At 27.7% G+C, this 18255-nt stretch carries 22 protein-coding genes; 17 read left to right on the forward strand and 5 right to left on the reverse strand.

Annotated features, from left to right (window positions below):
• Positions 1–41 precede the first annotated feature (41 nt).
• The 17 genes from ACKU4C_RS06475 to ACKU4C_RS06555 all read left to right on the forward strand — a co-directional run bounded on the left by ACKU4C_RS06475 (position 42) and on the right by ACKU4C_RS06555 (position 13281).
• A complete protein-coding gene (locus ACKU4C_RS06475; RefSeq protein ID WP_321315461.1) occupies positions 42–860 on the forward strand; it encodes a ferritin-like domain-containing protein in 819 nt (272 codons plus the stop codon).
• 114 nt (positions 861–974) lie between these two features.
• Entirely contained in the window at positions 975–1697 is a 723-nt protein-coding gene (locus ACKU4C_RS06480; protein WP_321315462.1) for a GntR family transcriptional regulator, read from the forward strand.
• Between the two features lie 22 nt (positions 1698–1719).
• Positions 1720–2445, forward strand: a complete 726-nt coding sequence (gene phnC / locus ACKU4C_RS06485; protein ID WP_321315465.1) for a phosphonate ABC transporter ATP-binding protein — start codon at positions 1720–1722, stop codon at positions 2443–2445.
• Between the two features lie 26 nt (positions 2446–2471).
• Positions 2472–3338 carry a phosphonate ABC transporter substrate-binding protein gene (gene phnD / locus ACKU4C_RS06490; protein WP_321315466.1) on the forward strand — a complete coding sequence of 289 codons (867 nt, stop codon included), beginning with the start codon at positions 2472–2474 and terminating at the stop codon, positions 3336–3338.
• Between the two features lie 42 nt (positions 3339–3380).
• A complete protein-coding gene (phnE, locus tag ACKU4C_RS06495; protein WP_321315468.1) occupies positions 3381–4238 on the forward strand; it encodes a phosphonate ABC transporter, permease protein PhnE in 858 nt (285 codons plus the stop codon).
• A 2-nt stretch (positions 4239–4240) separates the two neighbouring features.
• Complete coding sequence (locus ACKU4C_RS06500) at positions 4241–4654, forward strand: phosphonate C-P lyase system protein PhnG (RefSeq protein ID WP_321315469.1); 414 nt, start codon at positions 4241–4243, stop codon at positions 4652–4654.
• Positions 4655–4663: 9 nt separating this feature from the next.
• The gene (locus ACKU4C_RS06505) at positions 4664–5200 is read left to right on the forward strand and encodes a phosphonate C-P lyase system protein PhnH (protein ID WP_321315470.1); all 537 of its coding nucleotides are present in this window, start codon (positions 4664–4666) and stop codon (positions 5198–5200) included.
• On the forward strand, positions 5200–6261 hold the full coding sequence (locus tag ACKU4C_RS06510) for a carbon-phosphorus lyase complex subunit PhnI (protein WP_321315471.1): 1062 nt from the start codon (positions 5200–5202) through the stop codon (positions 6259–6261). The genes ACKU4C_RS06505 and ACKU4C_RS06510 overlap by 1 nt, the downstream gene beginning before the upstream one ends.
• 1 nt (position 6262) lies before the next feature.
• Positions 6263–7090, forward strand: coding sequence for an alpha-D-ribose 1-methylphosphonate 5-phosphate C-P-lyase PhnJ (locus tag ACKU4C_RS06515; RefSeq protein WP_321315473.1), 828 nt, complete (start codon positions 6263–6265; stop codon positions 7088–7090).
• Positions 7091–7927 carry an ATP-binding cassette domain-containing protein gene (locus ACKU4C_RS06520; RefSeq protein WP_321315475.1) on the forward strand — a complete coding sequence of 279 codons (837 nt, stop codon included), beginning with the start codon at positions 7091–7093 and terminating at the stop codon, positions 7925–7927.
• Positions 7928–7935: 8 nt separating this feature from the next.
• Entirely contained in the window at positions 7936–8625 is a 690-nt protein-coding gene (phnL, locus tag ACKU4C_RS06525) for a phosphonate C-P lyase system protein PhnL (protein WP_321315477.1), read from the forward strand.
• The gene (locus ACKU4C_RS06530; protein WP_321315478.1) at positions 8625–9764 is read left to right on the forward strand and encodes an alpha-D-ribose 1-methylphosphonate 5-triphosphate diphosphatase; all 1140 of its coding nucleotides are present in this window, start codon (positions 8625–8627) and stop codon (positions 9762–9764) included. Before phnL ends, ACKU4C_RS06530 begins: the two co-directional genes overlap by 1 nt.
• Before the next feature lie 55 nt (positions 9765–9819).
• Complete coding sequence (locus ACKU4C_RS06535; RefSeq protein ID WP_321315480.1) at positions 9820–10458, forward strand: DapH/DapD/GlmU-related protein; 639 nt, start codon at positions 9820–9822, stop codon at positions 10456–10458.
• A gap of 9 nt (positions 10459–10467) precedes the next feature.
• On the forward strand, positions 10468–10998 hold the full coding sequence (locus ACKU4C_RS06540; protein ID WP_321315482.1) for an AAA family ATPase: 531 nt from the start codon (positions 10468–10470) through the stop codon (positions 10996–10998).
• Entirely contained in the window at positions 10991–11677 is a 687-nt protein-coding gene (locus tag ACKU4C_RS06545; RefSeq protein ID WP_321315484.1) for an endonuclease/exonuclease/phosphatase family protein, read from the forward strand. The genes ACKU4C_RS06540 and ACKU4C_RS06545 overlap by 8 nt, the downstream gene beginning before the upstream one ends.
• Positions 11678–11687: 10 nt before the next feature.
• Positions 11688–12425, forward strand: a complete 738-nt coding sequence (locus ACKU4C_RS06550; RefSeq protein WP_321315485.1) for an MBL fold metallo-hydrolase — start codon at positions 11688–11690, stop codon at positions 12423–12425.
• Positions 12426–12507: 82 nt separating this feature from the next.
• A complete protein-coding gene (locus tag ACKU4C_RS06555) occupies positions 12508–13281 on the forward strand; it encodes an HAD hydrolase-like protein (protein WP_321315486.1) in 774 nt (257 codons plus the stop codon).
• Here ACKU4C_RS06555 and ACKU4C_RS06560 read toward each other — a convergent pair.
• Genes ACKU4C_RS06560 through ACKU4C_RS06580 form a run of 5 tightly spaced genes read right to left on the reverse strand, consistent with a single transcriptional unit; the run spans position 13278 to position 18223 of the window.
• Positions 13278–14081, reverse strand: coding sequence for a histidinol-phosphatase (locus tag ACKU4C_RS06560; RefSeq protein WP_321315488.1), 804 nt, complete (start codon positions 14079–14081; stop codon positions 13278–13280). The two genes, ACKU4C_RS06555 and ACKU4C_RS06560, sit on opposite strands and share 4 nt — an antisense overlap.
• Positions 14082–14083: 2 nt before the next feature.
• A complete protein-coding gene (locus tag ACKU4C_RS06565) occupies positions 14084–15334 on the reverse strand; it encodes a PHP domain-containing protein (protein ID WP_321315490.1) in 1251 nt (416 codons plus the stop codon).
• On the reverse strand, positions 15331–16131 hold the full coding sequence (locus ACKU4C_RS06570) for an ABC transporter permease (protein ID WP_321315492.1): 801 nt from the start codon (positions 16129–16131) through the stop codon (positions 15331–15333). Before ACKU4C_RS06570 ends, ACKU4C_RS06565 begins: the two co-directional genes overlap by 4 nt.
• Positions 16128–17153 carry an ABC transporter permease gene (locus ACKU4C_RS06575; RefSeq protein WP_321315493.1) on the reverse strand — a complete coding sequence of 342 codons (1026 nt, stop codon included), beginning with the start codon at positions 17151–17153 and terminating at the stop codon, positions 16128–16130. The genes ACKU4C_RS06570 and ACKU4C_RS06575 overlap by 4 nt, the downstream gene beginning before the upstream one ends.
• Positions 17153–18223, reverse strand: a complete 1071-nt coding sequence (locus tag ACKU4C_RS06580) for an ABC transporter ATP-binding protein (RefSeq protein ID WP_321315494.1) — start codon at positions 18221–18223, stop codon at positions 17153–17155. The genes ACKU4C_RS06575 and ACKU4C_RS06580 overlap by 1 nt, the downstream gene beginning before the upstream one ends.
• Between the last annotated feature and the right edge of the window lie 32 nt (positions 18224–18255).

The following is an 18255-nucleotide window of genomic DNA, read 5'->3' on the forward strand; positions in this document are numbered from 1 at the left end:
TAGTTATTATAGTATATATTATTGAAGCTGTAAGGTAGTTTATGAAATATTATAATTTATTAGAAAATATTGTATTAACCTCAAACCCTGAGGATAAGATTGCTAAATTTAAAGAGTTTTATATAAATTTTAAGAATAATAAATTTTATATAGAAAAAAATTATTTACCATATAAAATGGAAAAACCATCCTATTCAAATATATTAAAAATTGTATTACCACAAGAGTCAAAACAAAGGAAATATGTAAATACAAAAGAGGGTAAAATTAATCTTCTTCATACAATTGCTCATATTGAGTATTCTGCTATTGATTTGGCTTTAGATGCAGCTTTAAGATTTCAAAATATGCCAGAAGAGTATTACAAAGATTGGTTAGAAGTTGCAGATGATGAAATAAGACATTTCTTGATGATAGAAAAACTTCTTAAAGAATTAGGTTCATTTTATGGAGATTTAGAGGTACATACTAATCTTTTTGAAGCTATGAAAAATACTCCTGATATAGTATCTAGAATGGCTGTTGTTCCTAGGTATTTGGAAGCAAACGGTCTAGAACAAAATCCCAAAATAATGGAAAAATTAAAATCAAATCCTGATAATTTTAATAAAAAAATTCTTGAAGCTTTAAATATTATATTAGAAGAAGAGATTACTCATGTATATAAAGGTGATAAATGGTTTAAATATGTTTGTAAACTTGAAAATTTAGAACCTGAAGAAACATATATTAAGATGTTGGAAAAAGTATTCCCTGGAAGTACTAGTAAAAAATATCATCTGAATTTTGAAGCCCGCAAAAAAGCAGGCTTTTCATGTGATGAATTAAAATTTCTTTCTAAGTCTAAAGATTGTAATTAAACAATATTAACTATACAGCTATGTTTACTTGTATAGACAACTTGTAACTTAGCTGTAATTATCCTTTTTTATACTTTCGCAATTAAACTTGTATAGACAAGCAAAGGTTTTGTTGTGAAAAATATTTCAAAGCCACTTTATGTGGTTATATATGAAAAAATTCTAGAAAATATTAATAAGAAAAAATATAATTGTTGTGATAAATTACCTTCAGAGAATCTATTTGCAAAAGAGTTTGATGTAAATAGACATACTGTAAGACAAGCGTTATCTTTACTTAAAGATGAAGGGTATATTTATACAATAAAAGGAAAAGGCAATTATATATCAAATATTCAAGTGCCTTACTCTATCTCAGATAAGAGTTCTTTTTCTCAAAAAATTATTGATTTAGGGTATGAACCTAAAACAAAACTTCTTAGTGCAGATATTATTGAACCAAACGATGAGATTGCAAAACAATTAGGACTTAATAAAAAACTAAAAGTAATCGAATTAAAACTTTTGAGATTTGCAAATGACCTTCCTATATCAGTATCTTATTCATATTTTGACGCTTTTCATTATAGAGATATTATAGATAACTTAGATATTGAACCCTTCTCAATTTACAACATTTTAGACAAATGTTATCCCCAAATGGAAATTACAAAAATATCAACTGTTTTTGAAGCAAAAATTCCAAATAGTCAAATAAGTGATTATTTAATGATGCCAGCAAATACCCCTGTAATAGTTGCAAGTACAATTTCAAAAAATCAATATGGTGATTATGTAGAGTATGGAAGTTCATATTCAAGAGCAGATGCAGTAAAAATAAAAGTTGACTTAGTTTAATTAGGAGAACATAGTGATAAAAATGAAAAATCTAACTTTAGGTTATAAAAAAGAAAAAATATTAAGCGATGTAAATATAAAAGTGAAAAAGGGTGAATTTGTAGGGATAATTGGTCCTAGTGGTGCTGGAAAATCTACAATGCTTATGGCTATAACTGGTGGAATAAAAGTTTTTAATGGAAAATTTGAAGTATTAGATTTTGATTTAGAAAATATAAAGAAAAAAAATCTAGTTAAGTTAAGGGAACAAATTGGTGTGATTTTTCAAGGATATAACTTAGTAGATAGATTAAACGTATTAGACAATGTTGTTAGTGGGATGTTAAAAGATATACCATTATCAAGAGCAATACTTAAATTATATAAAGAAAAGGAGTTGGAAAAGGCAAAAGAATACATGGATATCGTTGATATCACAAAACATTCATTAAAAAGATGTGATGAACTTTCGGGAGGTCAAAGACAACGTGTAGCTATTGCACGTGCCTTGGCCGCTGAACCGAAAATAATATTGGCAGATGAACCTGTGTCAGCATTGGATCCAAAGAGTGCAAAAAAGGTAATGGGAATATTAAAAAAAGTAAATGAGGTTTATGGGGTAACTGTTGTTACAAATCTTCATCATCTGGAGTACGCCAAAGAGTATTGTAGCAGAATTGTTGGTGTTAACAACGGTACAGTAGTCTTTGATGACAAAAGTGAGAATCTAACTGAAAAGTTAGTTGAGAAAATCTATGCTACAAATTAGTAGCAAAACAAAAAAGGAATAAAAAAATGAAAATTGTAAAGAAACTTGCAGTAGGTGCATTAGCATTAACTTTAGGTGTAACTTCTATGTTAGGACAAGAAAAATGGCCAGATAAAATCACATTTGGTGTAATTCCAGTTGCTGGTGCTACATCTATGAAAGAAAACTTTGGACCATTGGCTGATTATCTAGCAAAATCTTTAGGGATTAAAGTTGAGATGAAATTAGCTGGTGATTATACAGGTATTATTACTGGTATGCAACATAAACATATTGATGTTGCTTATTTTGGACCAAAATCTTATGTAGAAGCAGCTAAAAGAGCAAATGCAGAAGCTTTAGTTGTTGAAGTAGATGGTGAATCGGGATTACCAGGATATAACGGAATTATTATCACTAAAAAAGGTAGTGGTCTTAAAACATTAGCAGATATCAAAGGTAAAACTTGGGCATTTACATCTTCTCAATCAACATCTGGTACTTTAGTTCCAACTGTAATGTTCTCTAAAAAAGGTATTGTTCCAACAAAATATTTCTCAAAAGTGCTTTACTCAGGTGGACATGAAGCTTCTATTCTTTCAGTTAAAGCTGGAAAAGTTGATGCAGCATCTACTAATAACTTAGATTTTAATAGAGGTGTAGGAAAACAATGGCAAAAAGATGATTTCAATGTTCTATGGACTTCAGATTTAATTCCAGGAGCTCCAATGGCTGCTAGAAAGGATTTACCAACTTCTTTAAAAATGGCTATTAAGGGTGCATTTATCTCTTACAATGATCCAGAAGGTCTTAAAAGACTTAAAAATAAAGGATTTATTAAAGGTGATGATTCAGTTTATAATCCAGTTAGAGAATTAATTAAATTAAAAAATGAATTAAAGAAAAAACAATAATCAAAGTAGGCTTTTTGCCTACTTTAATCCAAGGACAATTTTATGAACATTGAAGAATTAAAGCGAAAAACCAACCCTTTTTCTTTTTCTAAATCTATAGTAATAGTTATATTTTTACTTGTTTTTTTTAAAAGTTGGCAAGACACAGAGATGAGTTTTTCTTCACTATTTGGTGGATGGGATTATATGGTTGAATATATATCAGGTAATCCAGAGATAAAAAATAGTGGTTTTTTCCCTCCAAATTTAAATAAAGATGATGTAATTACTTATGCATTATCTATGTTAGAAACTATAGAAATGGCTGTTGTTGCTTTAGTCTTATCGGTAGTTGTTGCAGTTCCATTATCATATTTAAGTTCAAGAAATATCTTAGATATTTTAATCCCAGGAAAAACTCCAATTCATATTTTTTTTAAAAGAGTGATATATGGAAGTGCTACATTAGTAGCAAATATATTTAGGTCAATAAATGAGATTATCTGGGCACTTATTTTTGTTAGTGCAGTTGGTCTAGGCCCTATGGCTGGTATTTTAGCTTTAGGAGTTCATACAGCAGGGGTATTATCAAAACTATTAAGTGAGGGTAATGAAGCAATTGACCCAGGACCAGTTGAAGCTCTTACAACTACTGGTGCAGGTTTTATTAAGGTTTTAATATATGCAGTTATTCCTCAAACAATGCCACATTTTGTATCTATGGCTTTATATAGATTTGAATCTGATGTAAGAAGTGCCTCAATTCTTGGATTTGTTGGTGCAGGAGGAATTGGATTTTATCTATTTGACAAAATGAGAGGTTTTGAAAATGGTGATGTTTGTACCATTATTATAGTAATAATTTTAACTGTTTGGTCACTAGACAAAATTAGTGCACTTATTAGAAAAAGGTTTATATAAAAATGAATAGAGAAGATATTAATTTTTTATCGCAATTTATACAAGAAAATAAGTTAGAAAACTTATATAAAAAAATAGAAAAAGATTATGAGATAAAGGTTTTAACAAATCCAACAGAACAAACACTTTTAGTCCCTGTAAAAGATCCTATATCTGGTGGGGATTTTTATGCTGGTGAAGTTTTAGTTACTTCAACAATAGTAGAAGTAAATGGAGTAAAAGGTTGGTCAATGGTATTAGATACAAATGAAGAATTATCTTTAAAAACAGCTGTATTAGATGCTTCTTTTGAAGCAAATATATTAAAAGAAGAGATTTTAGATTTACTTGAAAAAACAAAAAATGAGATAGTTAATAAAAATGCAATTTATAATAAAAAAGTTAACTCAACAAGAGTTTCTTTTGATTTGATGTAAAGGTAAATTATGGACAAAATTGATATTGAAAAATTAAATAGAGAAAATTTTAGATCAATGATGAATGCTTTATCAAGACCTGGAAGTATAGAAGAGATTAAACCTCTTTTTAAATCCAACCTATTAGCAGTGGCAAATACACTTTTATATGCAGAGGTTTCATATTTTTATAAAGGAAATGAAGATTTTGAGCTTATAAATGCAATTACAAATTCAAAAGAATTATCAGAAAATGAAGCTGATTATGTTTTCTGTGACAAATTGGATGAAGAGTTGTTTGAAGCCGGAAAAATAGGAACTATGAAAGATCCAGAGTTTTCATCAACATATATATTTAAATGTAAAAATTTTGAAGGAATAGAAGTAAAGTTAAGTGGTCCTGGAATAAATGGAAGCAGTAATCATACTCTTCCCATATCAAAAGATTTTATAGAAAAATTTAACAATAAGAATTCTACTTTTCCTATGGGAAATGAAGTGTTTTTTATAAATGAAAAAGCACAGGTTTTAGCTCTTTCAAGAACAACAAAAATGGAGGTTTTATAATGGCTTATTATGCAGTAAAAGGTGGAGAAAAAGCTATTGAAAACTCTTTGAATTTTTATGCACAAACTACACAAAAAGCACAACAATTAGATGATGAACAATTAATAGAAGGATTAACTTTTTCAATAGATAAGGTTATTAGTGAAGGCTCATTATATTCTAAAAAATTAGCAAGTAAAGCAATAAAAAGAAGTGCAGGGGATTTGTTAAATGCTTCATTTTTTATAAGAGCACATAGAAGTTCTTGTCAAAGAGTTGGGGAGTGTAAAACCTTAGATACAAATGAGATGAAACTTAGTAGAAGAGTTTCATCTGCATTTAAGGATATTGAAGGTGGTCAGCTTCTTGGCTCATCAAATGATTATGAGATAAAACTATTAATTGATGTAAAAGAAAAAGAGTTATCTTTTGAAGATTATTCAGATAAAGAAAATATCATAAAATCTGCATTAACCCCATTAAGAAATGATGATTTAATAAAAAAACTTCCAAAAGAAAGTAAGCCTTGGGATATTACAAGAACATTTCCAACTTCACCATATCCTAGAAGCTCAATACTTCAAGTAATGAGTAGGGGTGAGAGTGGAAGTTTATTGGGGTTTTCATACACTTCAATGAGAGGTTATGGAGATGTTCACCCTACAATTGGTGATTTAAGAGTTGGTCATTTAGATATAAAATTTACCCATCCATTTACAAAAAATGAGGTAAAAGTTGGTTCTATTGAAGCAACTGCTGTTGAGAGTGTAGGAACTTTTAACAAAGATGAAAATGGAGATACTAAACTTACAACTGGTTTTGGTTTTTGTTTTGGAAAAAATGAAACAAAAGCAATATCGATGTCTATTATAGATTTAACTTTATATAACAGTTCATATAGTGTAGGAACTGACCAAATAGTTGCAGCAGATTTTGAAATGATGATGCATCATGTGGATGGTATAGAATCATTTGGTTTTTGTAATCATTATAAATTGCCACATTATGTTACTTTTCAAACTGATTATCAAATATTTAAATCTGCACAAAAATATGTAGAAGAGAAAGAGGGCAAAAAATAGTATGAGATATGCATTTTTAGATGAAGAAGCAAAAAAAGAGATTAGAAGAGCAACTTTAAAAGCTATTGCTATTCCTGGATATATAGTCTCTTTTGCAAGCAGAGAGATGCCAGTAGCAAGAGGGTGGGGTACAGGAGGTCTTCAAGTTACCTTATCGATAATAAATGAAAAGGATACTCTAAAAGTTATTGACCAAGGTTGTGATGGGAGTGTAAATGCTGTAAATATTAGAAATTTTATTAAATCTGTTACAAATGTAGAAACAACTACAAGTACAAAAGAGGCTACTATTATTCAAACTAGACATAGAATACCAGAGATAGAATTAGAGGAAAAACAAACTTTAGTATTTCAAGTACCAATGCCAGATATTTTAGAAACAGTTGAACCAAATACGGCAAAAGCAAAAATTATGCATGCAAATGCTGACTATTCGAAGTTATGGGTTTTATTATATGAAGATACATCACAATTTGGAGATTCAAGAATCTCTAATAGATATCCAGTAATGGTACATGATAGATTTGCTATGGATCCAAGTCCAATACCAAAATATGATACACCAAGATTAAATAATTCAAAAGCTTTACAACTTTTTGGTGCAGGTAGAGAGAAAAAAATCTATGCAATTCCACCTTTTACAAAAGTGGTACCACTTAAATTTGAAGATAAAGAGTTTAAAGTTGAAAACTTTGATAATAGGGTTTGTGAAAGATGTGGAAGCAATAATAGCTTTTTGGATGAAGTTTATGATGATGAAGGTATTGTTCATTATTATTGTAATGATACAGATTTTTGTGATAACAATCTTGCTAAAAAGGAGATATAGATGATATTAGATATTCAAAATGTCTCAAAAGTATTTGGAAATTTTTGTGAAGATTGTTTGGAAAAAACAGGATCTAAATATAATAGTTCTATTTGTCCTACATGTAATAGTGTAGTTGGGGTAAATAGTGTAAACCTTAATTTAAAAAAAGGTGAAGTTCTTGGTATAGTTGGGGAGAGTGGTTCAGGTAAATCAACTTTGTTACAGTTAATATATCAAGATCAAAAAGCATCAAAAGGTGAAATTTTTATTAAAGATTTTATTGATAAAAATGGAAATAAAAAGAATATTTTAGATGCAAATTTAAATGAATTGTCTTTTTTAAGAAACTCATTAATGTCAATGATTTATCAAAATCCTAGATTGGGATTAAATTATAACTTTAGTGCTGGAGGAAATATTGCACAAAAAGTAATTATGAGTGGAAATAAAAAATATAAAGAGATAAGAGACAAAGCTTTATATTTTCTTGATAAAACAGAGATTCCTACAAGTAGAATAGATGATTATCCAGAATATTTTTCAGGAGGACAACAACAAAGAATTCAAATCTCAAAAGCTTTGTCTTCAAATCCCAAAATTTTATTGCTAGATGAGCCAACTACAGGTCTTGATTTATCAGTTCAAGCAAAAATATTAGATTTGATAAAAGAGTTACAACATGAGATTGGTTTTGCAATGGTTGTAGTTTCACATGATTTAGGTGTAATAAAACACTTAACAGATATTACAGTTGTGATGAAAAATGGACAAATAGTTGAAAGAGGACTTACTGATCAAATATTAGAAGATCCACAACATCCATATACCCAACTTTTAGTATCTTCAGTTTTATAGGAAAAGAAATGGTTAGATTAAAAATTAATAATTTGAATAAGAGTTTTAAACTATATACTCAAGGTGGAATAGAGGTTAAAGGTTTTGAAAATATAAGTTTTAATGTGAAAAATGGAGAGTTTATATCTCTTTTTGGCCCAAGTGGTGCTGGAAAGTCATCTATTTTAAAAACTTTATTTAGAACATATACAACAACAAGTGGAGAGATTTTATTTTATAGAGATAGTGGTGAAGTTGTTGATATAGCAAAAGCAAGTGAGAGTCAGATTTTAGAACTTAGACATTCTGAAATAGGATATGTATCTCAATTTTTACAAGTATTGCCAAGGGTAAGTGCTGTTGATGTAGTTTCTCAACAACTTATTTTCAAAGGTGAAGATGAAAAAATCTCAAGACAAAAAGCAAGAGAGATGTTAGATTATCTATCTATTAGAGAAGAGTTATTTGATTTATCACCTTTAACATTTAGTGGAGGGGAGCAACAAAGAGTAAATATAGCAAAAGGGATAATTGCACCAAAATCGTTATTATTACTTGATGAACCAACAGCATCTTTAGATAAAACAAATACAATGAAAGTTGTAGAAAAATTAAAAGAGCTTAAAGAACAAGGTGTTGCCATGGTAGGAATATTTCATGATTTGGAAGCTATGGATATGATAAGTGATAATATATATAAGTTAAAGAGAGTAAATTAATGGAAACTATATTAAGAAGTAAAAATGTATTAATAAATGAAGAGTTTATCCCTGCTGATGTAGTAATTTATAAAGATACAATTAAAAGAGTTGATGAATATGGAAAAAATGAAATTGCAATTGATTTAGGAGATAAAAAAATTGCTCCAGGGATTGTAGATTTACACTCAGATGCCATAGAAAAAGAGATTGAGCCAAGACCTCATGCAACTTTCCCTGTAGAGTTAGCAATCACAGAATTAGACAAAAAACTATCTATAGCTGGTGTTACAACTATGTTTCATGCAATAGGGTTTGAAGAGAATCCTAAAAAAAGAAGGTCTGTTGACTTAGCAATAAATCAAATTGAAGAGATATTCCATGCAAATGCAAAACACTTAGGTGTGGATAACTTTGTACATGCAAGGTTTGAGCTTAGTTCAAGTGAAGCTGTTGAACCTATAAAAGAGGTTATAAATAAAGGAATGGTTAAATTAGTATCGTTAATGGATCACTCACCAGGACAAGGTCAATTCAAAACCCTTGAAACATTTAAAACCTATTATGGAAAACATTATGGTTTAGATGATGAGGATATAAAAGCTGTAATTGACAAAAAAATGAATAAAAATGAAGAGAAAATAAATGAGTTAATATCTTTTGTAAAAGAAAAAGATATAACACTTTTAAGTCATGATGATGATTGTGTTGAAAAACTTGATGGATTATTAAAACTAGGAGTGCAAATCTCTGAATTTCCACTTAGTTTGGAAGTTGCAAAATATGCAGTAGATAAAGGTATTGCAACAGGAATGGGTGCTCCAAATATAGTAAGAGGTGGTAGCCAAAGTGGAAATATAGCTGCTATTGATTTAGTTAAAGAGGGTGTTTGTAAATATTTATGTTCTGATTATCATCCAACTTCAATGTTACAAGCAGTTTATAGAATGAAAAAAGATGTAAATTTAGATTTGGCAAAAGGTTTTTCAATGATAACTTCAACACCTGCAAAATATGCAAATTTAGCGGATAGAGGAGAAATCACAGAGGGTAAAAAAGCTGATATTATAGTGATTGATGATTCAAATATTCCTAAAGTTATATTAACTATAAAGGATGGAGAATCAATCTACAATGGTATTAGAGGGTTTAGACTTTAAGGAGTAGTTATGGTAACTATATATAGAAGTATTTTAGATTTAAGAGTTAATTATAATGACAAAAATAGAGAGTATAAATAAAAAAGAAAATATAAAACTAGGGATAAAACCATATATACCTAATAATGCCATTATAGAAAATTCATATTTTGGAAAATATACAGAAGTTGGTCAGTTTTCAAATATTTTGGATTCTACATTAGATGATTATTCTTATATAAGTGAATATACCCAAATATATAATACTTTTATTGGGAAATTTTCAAATATAGCAGCTCAAGTTAGAATAAATCCTGGTTTTCATCCCTATGAAATGCCTTGTCAGCATCACTTTTTATATAGAAAAGGGATGTATGGTTTTGGTGAAGATGATAAGGCATTTTTTAATTTTAGAAAAGTTCAAAAGGTAATTATAGGGCATGATACTTGGATAGGTCATGGTGCGGTTATCATGCCTGGCGTAAAAGTAGGAAATGGAGCAATTATTGGTTCAAATGCTGTTGTAACTAAAGATGTACCACCATATGCTATAGTTGCTGGAGTAAGTGCAAAAATATTGAAGTATAGGTTTTCAAAAGATATAATAGATAAAATTGAAGAGATTGCTTGGTGGAATTGGAGCCATGAAGAGATAAAAGAAAGAATAGATGATTTAAAAGATATTAGAACATTTATTTATAAGTATTCAAAATAGGAGTATATAATGAACAGTAAAATTGTACTTGTTGTAGGACCTAGCGGTGCAGGAAAAGATACTCTTCTAAGATATGCAAAAGAAAAATTAAATGAAAATTTTAGTTTTGTTAAAAGATATATTACAAGAGAAGCAGATGTTAATGAAAGTAACTATTATATTGATGAGTATGCATTTGAGATTTTAAGACATAATGGTTATTTTGCTTCAAGTTGGAATGCCCATGGAAATTTTTATGGAATTCCCAAAAGATTTATTAAAAATGGTGTAAATATAATCTCAATATCAAGAGCTAGAATAAAAGATTTTGAGAATTTGTATAAAGATGTTTATACTTTAAATATAAGTATCCCAAAAGAAAAACTTAAAGAGAGACTTATTGCTAGAGGTAGAGAGTCTAGTAAAGAGATTGAGCAAAGATTAAATAGAAGTTACGAAAAAATTCAATGTAATAAATTGATTGAATTTGATAATTCAAGTCCTATTGATGAATCAAAAGAAAAGTTTTTAGAACTTTTAAAAAGTATAGAAAATGACTAAATTAAAAGTTGCGACATTTAATTTAGATAAAGATAATGATATATTCCCAGATAGAATATATAATCTTTCTAATGTGATTTATAAAAATAGATTTGATATTTTATGTTTACAAGAAGATTATAATTCAAAAAAATTTTCAACAGGTAAGTTCTTAAATATAGAGTTAAACTATAATTATATTTCCATAAAAACAAGGGAAAAATTTAGAAATGGAATAAATAGTAGTTCAAATTTAACTATTCTTTCCAAATATCCCATAAAACTCTTAGATAAACTTTTTTTTAATAAAGGGAAAGAGGATATAGAAAGAGCCGCTGTTTTTTCCCAATTGAGTTTTAAAGGTAAAGAGATTTTATTAATCAATACCCATCTTTGTCATTTAAGCAGTAATAATAGAATTGAGCAAATAAGAGCAATACTAAAAAAAATTAACGAATATAAAAACTTTAATACAATAATATTTTGTGGTGATTTAAATGCTCTTCCTAGTTATTCAGAAGTTAAACTTTTAAAAGAGTATGGTTTTAGTGATAAAAATAGTGAATTTACTCATGAAAGTAGAGTTATTTTAGATTATATTTTAAATAAATCAAAAAGAGACATATCTATTGAATCAAAAGTATTATTAAAAGGTTTTAGTGATCATCATTGTTTACTTAATATCATAAATTTTCTATAGGAGGTTTATTTTGAAATTAAAATTTTTAGGATCTTCCAATAGTGCTGGAATACCTGTTGCTAACTGTAATTGTAGCGTTTGTAGTGAATATAGAATAAATAAAAAAATTAACTTTTCTACATCTGCTTATCTTGAATATAACGAAAAGTATATACTTTTAGATGCAGGGAATGATTTGATTTCTAATATTTTTGATATGAAAGATATAAAAGCAATTTTTTTGACACACTTTCATGCAGATCATTGTATGGGACTTTTAAGATTAAGGCATTCAGCTAAAAATATTAAATGTTTTCATCCAAAAGATGAGCTGGGCTTTTCAGACCTTTTTAAACATAAACATTCGATTTTTTATGAAGTATTTGACCCTTTTAAATCAATTTATATTGATGATATAAAAATAACTGCAATTCCTTTAAAACATTCAAAAAATACCTTAGGATATTTTATTGAGACAAAAGAGGCAAATATTACTTATTTGACAGATTGTTATGAAGTACCTAAAAATAGTTTAGAGTTTTTAAAATCAAAGAGAATAGATTACACTTTTATTGATGCATGTTATGATGAAACAAAATCAAAAGGGAACCATTTAAATTATCTACAAGCAAGTAATATTCTTGATGAAATAAATACAAAAAATGGTTTTTTGATGCATATTTCACATTCTACTTTAGAATACATAAATAATAATAGAATAAAACTAAAATATAGATATGTTTTAGATGATGAAGAGTTTAATCTTTAGTTACAATTTGATTACATAAAAGTTCAGTTTTTCTCATTTGTTATTAGATATAATCACAAAAATAATTTTAGGTTGGGGATAAATGTTTGATAATATAGGTGGATTTATTATAGATTTTGATGGTGCATTTTTTAAAGACTTTCATATCTTACCTGGTGGAAAAGATTTTATTGAAATTTTAAAAAACAAAGAGATTCCATTTGTATTTTTAAGTAACCTTACAACTAAAACACCTGATGAACTCCATGAGCTTTTATTTCGTGTTGGAATATATATAGATAAAAATCAAATTATTACCTCATCTTTATTAGCAAGAAACTATCTAAAAGAAAACTATCCAGATGCAAATGTAAAAGTTTATGGAAGTAAAGCCTTAAAAAGTGTAATTTATCAAGAGTATAAAATAGGTGTAGTAGATGTAGATGTAATAGTTATTGGTATGGATCCTAAAATTTCTATTGATGATTTATCAAAAATAAGAAAACATATTCAAGCTAAGAAAAAAGTAATTTTTACAAATCCTGACTACTATTCTCCTACTTCAACTGGTTATGATTTTGAATGTGGTGTAATGGTAGAATTATTTAAACCACATCTTCATGAAGAACCAGAAATTATAGGAAAGCCTTCAAAGTATGCTTTTGATTTTGCTATTAGAAAACTAAATATCCCTAAAGAATATATTGCAATGGTTGGAGATACTTACGAAACAGATATAAAAGGTGCTCATGATTGGGGTTTAATTCCAATTCACTTACAAACTACAAACGATGATAGCTATAATACTTTGAAGCTAGATGCATATGAGTATAAAAATCTAGAAGATTTATGTACTCATTTTAAAAGTGTAGTTTAAAACTTAACTTTTATCATCTCTCTTTTTTCAAAATACACGCAATTGGTATAACCAATATTTTTTGCAAATTTTTCACAATAATCTTTTTTATAACCTACATGTTCAACAGCATGGGAATCACTACCAAAGGTTATTGGTATATCATAAGAATAAATCTCTTCAAGAAGCTTTTTAGAAGGGTATGTGTCTTTAACACTCTTTCTTAATCCAGAAGCATTTATCTCAACTGCCATACCAGATTTTTTTATCTCTTTTAAAGCATCTTTTGCAATAAGTCTAATATCTTTTTTAGGTTCCTCATTTGTTAGAATTTTAACTAAATCGATATGTCCTACTATATTAAAATATTCTGTTTTAGCCATTTTTCTTATTTGTTCAAAATAATTATTCCATAAAGTAGTAGCATCTACATCTTTAAACAGATTTTTTCCTTTTTTGTACTCTTTTATCATTTTTGGGTCATCTACTAAAAATTGATTTAAAAAATGAACTGAGCCTATTAGATAATCTACATCCTCTTTTAATAGTTTTTTGTTCATCCCATAATCTAAATAATCAAACTCATAGGCAAAAAGAAGTTTGATTTTATTGTTATACTTCATTTTTGCATCTTCAAACATTTGAATATAGTCTTTTTTATACTTATTTTCCATTCTATGTTTTTTATCATATTTCATAGGATTGTGATCTGAAAAACCTAATATATCTATTTTCTCTTTTATCGCTTTTTCTATATAGTCATCCATAATACCCACTGCATGTTTACAAAGATACGTATGGTTATGTAAATCTACTTTCATTTTTAACCTTTATAAAAGAAGTTTTTTTTGAATCTCAATAGTTTTGATTTTACAATATCAATTTTATGACTAAAATCTTCTTTATTTATTAAACCATCAACTATAAGTCTAGCCTCTTTTGATTTAAATTTATCATGGGTAGGATAAAACTCTTTTAATAAAAATAAAGTATATGATACAAGTTTTTCATCTCCAATTGCTTGGTATTCATCTTTTGATCTTTTTAATATTGCAACAGATAATAACTGTTTTATTGCTTCTGTTATATGTGCTTCATTTTTTGTTTTTGAAAAAACTATAGAAAATCTATCTCCAATTCCAACTTTTATATCATGTGCATCACTATTTCCAATGGCAGCAATATGTTTTTGTTTATATTGATAGTAATTAAGGTAAGATAAATTATTGCACTCTTCAATTTGATCTATATCTCCAAATACTTCTACTGCATCAACTTTTGAGTTTTTTAGTAATTCTTTATATATTGGTTGATGTAAATGGTATTTATCATCATAATAGATCCAATGGGGATGACACAGTATTGCAAGACCATTATTCTCTTGTATCTTTTTTATTGTCCACAAATTTCTAGCATAATGATAAGGTTCAATATCTTTAGGTATTTTACCTTTTATCTTATTTACAATCTCTTCTAATTCACACTTATAAATCTCTTCATCATCTCTTAATTTATCAATAGAACAATTTGCATTGATACTCAACATATGTCCATTACCTTTTGATAAGTTAGTATCTCCTTTACCTATACTTACCTCTTCCCCTGGAAGAATAGTTATATCAATTTTATTTTCATTTTTCTTTTTTATAGCCTCTTGGCTTCCTGTATAATTATCATGGTCTGTTATTGAAATAAAATCCATACCAAACTCTAAAGATTCAAGAACCATAGCAATAGGTGTTCTTTTTCCATCTGAGTATGTAGTGTGCATATGTAAGTCACCTTTTAAAGCAGATAAAGCTAAAATATCTTTCTCTACAGCAAATATATTTATTGTTTTAGATTCTTTATAGTTAAAGTTTACTTTTAAAATATATTCTCCATAAGTTTCCATTTTATATTCAAAAACTATATCTTGTTTTTTAACTTCAAATTTTATTTTTTCATTATGAAAATAATCATTTTTTGAAAATATATTGATTGATTCTATATTTTTTATATTATTTGGGTTTTTTAGATTTAATGTAAATGATATTATTTTATCTAAAGGTATTACACGTGGGAATAACTTCATTTATTTTCCTTTCTTTTTTTTAACACATAAAGTGTTGATAAAACTATAGTCATTAATATTATTATTAAAGCAAGTACATTTAGTACTGGTGTTAGTCCAAGTTTTACCATACTTCCAATATGAATAGTGATTGTACTTTGAGTACCTATTAAAAACAGCGTTGTATTATAGTTTTGAATTGATTGTAAAAAAGCTAATGCTGTTGCAGAAAAAATGGCAGGTTTTAAAAAGGGAACTGTTATTTTAAAAAATAATTGTGTGGGTTTAGCTCCTAAATCTAAGGCTGCAAGCTCTAAATTCTTATCAAACTTTTGAAGTCTTGACATAAATAGTAACATTGCCATAGAGGAGATAAATGTTGTTTGTCCAACAATAGTTAATATAATACCTCCTGAAACTTCAAAAAGATTATTCCACATCACTAGTGTTGCAATACCTATAATTACACCTGGCGTTAGTATTGGAGATACTAATATTGCATAAAAAACATCTCTAGTCTTTTTATTTACATTTAGTAAAAACAGTGCACCTGCTAATCCTATTGGAATAGATAAAATTACAACTCCAATACCTATAATTAATGAGTTTATTATAGCTTGAAAAAGTTTATAGTCGTGGAAAAATTCATTTATCCAATGTAGTGAAAAACCTTTCCATGGGTAAACAGTTGGAATTGAACTCTCATTAAAAGCTGCAAAAGAAACAACTAATAAAGGTAGGAACAGATATAGAAAAAAGCTAAAAAAATAAAACTTTATTGCTATATCAATAATTTTTTTTGAATCAAAATTTCTCATTTTGACATATCCTCTAGTTTAACTTTAAATAGTTTAAGCATTAAAACTATAAACAATATACATAGTACTAATAAAGCAATTCCATATGCTGAACCTTGATTCCAATTACCCCCATCAAAGAACCAGCTATAGATGATTTGAGTAAACCATAAACCTTTTGTTCCACCTAATATTGATGGAACAGCATAGGTTCCAGCTGTTAACATAAACACAAATATCGATCCCACAGCAATACCTGGCTTTGCATAAGGGATAATTATCTTTTTATGGATTGTAAACCAAGATGCACCTAAATCTCTTGCTGCTAATATTTGATTTTTATCTAATGTTTCAAGGGTATTGTAAATAGGAAAAAGCATAAAAAGAATATAAGCATAAACCATACCAATTAATGCTGCAGAATTATTTTGAAAAAAATCAATAGGGGTTTCAATAAGTCCAAAGGAGATAAGGATATTATTGATTATTCCATTAAAAGATAAAATCATAAACCAAGCAAATGTTCTTAAGAGTTCATCTACCCAATAAGGGATAATCAATCCCAGAAAAATAAATATTTTACCCTTTTTACTTGCTACATGAGCTAAATAGTATGCTATAGGATAACATACTATAAAAGCAAGTACAGTAACAAGAATAGAAGACCAAATTGTTTTAAAAAATATAGATCTATGTAGTGTATTTGTTAATAGATATTCATAGTTTTCATCAGTGTATATTTTAGGTGGTTCTTGAGATAATAAATCATTTTTTTCAATTTGTCTACTTAATTTGTTTATCTGCTGTTCAATTTTTTTATCTTGTGGATTTTCTTCCAGTTTTTTTTCTAATTCATATCTTTTTGCATCCAATTTATCTGTTTTTTCCCACAGTTTTTGTTGAGCAGTTTCATCATATTTCCAAAATGAATACTCAACCATTAAAGCTTGTGGAAAGATTATAAATATACTAAGCCATAATGTTACAGAAAATAAGATATAAGTACTTAAAAATTTACCATATCTATTTATTAGGTTTGACATTATTCAGCCTTTAGTAGAACAACATCATTTTCATCAAAAAATATTGTCATTTTTTCTTTAGTAATTTTAGATTGTAATTGATTATTGTTTTTTTTGTGTAGAACTACATCTTTTTTTATTAAATCATTTTCATCTCTTTTTAAATAAATATTTAATAGAGAACCTTCAAAGGATGAAGTATTAATCTCTAAAGATATTGAATTTATTTTTTGTTTTAAAGAAAATCTTTCTGGTCTAATAAATAATTTTACTTTATCACCAACTTTTAAATTCTTTTCATTTAGGATATTAAAGTTTCCATAAATTGTTTTGATTAAAACATTTTTATCTAAATTACGGATGATTTTCCCATCAAATTCATTGTTTTCACCAACAAAACTTGCTACAAAAGTTGTTTTAGGGTTGTTATATAACTCTTGAGGCGTAGAAACTTGTTCAACTCTACCTTTTGACATAACAGCTACTTTATCAGACATAGATAAGGCTTCACCTTGATCATGTGTAATATATATAAATGTGATACCAGTTAATTTTTGTAAAGCTCTAAGTTCTTTTCTCATATATTGTCTAAGTTTTAAATCTAAAGCTGACAAAGGCTCATCTAGAAGTAAAACCTTTGGTTCAACAGCTAAAGCTCTTGCTATTGCTACTCTTTGTTTTTGCCCACCTGATAAATCATCAATTGAACTGTTTTCATACTCTTCAAGTGAAACCATTTTTAAAAGCTCATTTACTTTTTTATCAATCAATTTATTATCTATATTTTTTACTCTTAATCCAAAAGCAATATTCTCTTTAACAGTTATATTTGGAAACAAAGCTAAATTTTGAAATACAAGTGAAGTTGGTCTTTTATTAGCAGTAACATTTTTCATGTTTTTATCTGCTATATAAACTTTTCCTTTTGTTGGTTCTAAAAACCCTGAAACTATTTTAAGTAATGTTGTCTTACCACAACCAGATGGTCCAAGTATAGAAAAGAATTGCCCTTTTTCTATATCCAAATTTACATTTTTAAGTGCATGAAGTTTTTCAAATTCCATTGTAATATCTTCAATTTTTACACCCATTTTATACCTTTAAGATTTTTTTATTATGAAAC

The organism is Halarcobacter sp. (assembly GCF_963676935.1).
Taxonomy (GTDB): domain Bacteria; phylum Campylobacterota; class Campylobacteria; order Campylobacterales; family Arcobacteraceae; genus Halarcobacter.

Excerpts from the sequence above, each read along its gene's own strand:
- ACKU4C_RS06475 (WP_321315461.1), top strand. The coding sequence starts at position 42 with ATGAAATATTATAATTTATTAGAAAATATTGTATTAACCTCAAACCCT.
- phnC (WP_321315465.1), top strand. The coding sequence starts at position 1,720 with ATGAAAAATCTAACTTTAGGTTATAAAAAAGAAAAAATATTAAGCGAT.
- phnD (WP_321315466.1), top strand. The coding sequence starts at position 2,472 with ATGAAAATTGTAAAGAAACTTGCAGTAGGTGCATTAGCATTAACTTTA.
- phnE (WP_321315468.1), top strand. The coding sequence starts at position 3,381 with ATGAACATTGAAGAATTAAAGCGAAAAACCAACCCTTTTTCTTTTTCT.
- ACKU4C_RS06500 (WP_321315469.1), top strand. The coding sequence starts at position 4,241 with ATGAATAGAGAAGATATTAATTTTTTATCGCAATTTATACAAGAAAAT.
- ACKU4C_RS06505 (WP_321315470.1), top strand. The coding sequence starts at position 4,664 with ATGGACAAAATTGATATTGAAAAATTAAATAGAGAAAATTTTAGATCA.
- ACKU4C_RS06510 (WP_321315471.1), top strand. The coding sequence starts at position 5,200 with ATGGCTTATTATGCAGTAAAAGGTGGAGAAAAAGCTATTGAAAACTCT.
- ACKU4C_RS06515 (WP_321315473.1), top strand. The coding sequence starts at position 6,263 with ATGAGATATGCATTTTTAGATGAAGAAGCAAAAAAAGAGATTAGAAGA.
- ACKU4C_RS06520 (WP_321315475.1), top strand. The coding sequence starts at position 7,091 with ATGATATTAGATATTCAAAATGTCTCAAAAGTATTTGGAAATTTTTGT.
- phnL (WP_321315477.1), top strand. The coding sequence starts at position 7,936 with ATGGTTAGATTAAAAATTAATAATTTGAATAAGAGTTTTAAACTATAT.
- ACKU4C_RS06530 (WP_321315478.1), top strand. The coding sequence starts at position 8,625 with ATGGAAACTATATTAAGAAGTAAAAATGTATTAATAAATGAAGAGTTT.
- ACKU4C_RS06535 (WP_321315480.1), top strand. The coding sequence starts at position 9,820 with ATGACAAAAATAGAGAGTATAAATAAAAAAGAAAATATAAAACTAGGG.
- ACKU4C_RS06540 (WP_321315482.1), top strand. The coding sequence starts at position 10,468 with ATGAACAGTAAAATTGTACTTGTTGTAGGACCTAGCGGTGCAGGAAAA.
- ACKU4C_RS06545 (WP_321315484.1), top strand. The coding sequence starts at position 10,991 with ATGACTAAATTAAAAGTTGCGACATTTAATTTAGATAAAGATAATGAT.
- ACKU4C_RS06555 (WP_321315486.1), top strand. The coding sequence starts at position 12,508 with ATGTTTGATAATATAGGTGGATTTATTATAGATTTTGATGGTGCATTT.
- ACKU4C_RS06560 (WP_321315488.1), bottom strand. The coding sequence starts at position 14,081 with ATGAAAGTAGATTTACATAACCATACGTATCTTTGTAAACATGCAGTG.
- ACKU4C_RS06565 (WP_321315490.1), bottom strand. The coding sequence starts at position 15,334 with ATGAAGTTATTCCCACGTGTAATACCTTTAGATAAAATAATATCATTT.
- ACKU4C_RS06570 (WP_321315492.1), bottom strand. The coding sequence starts at position 16,131 with ATGAGAAATTTTGATTCAAAAAAAATTATTGATATAGCAATAAAGTTT.
- ACKU4C_RS06575 (WP_321315493.1), bottom strand. The coding sequence starts at position 17,153 with ATGTCAAACCTAATAAATAGATATGGTAAATTTTTAAGTACTTATATC.
- ACKU4C_RS06580 (WP_321315494.1), bottom strand. The coding sequence starts at position 18,223 with ATGGGTGTAAAAATTGAAGATATTACAATGGAATTTGAAAAACTTCAT.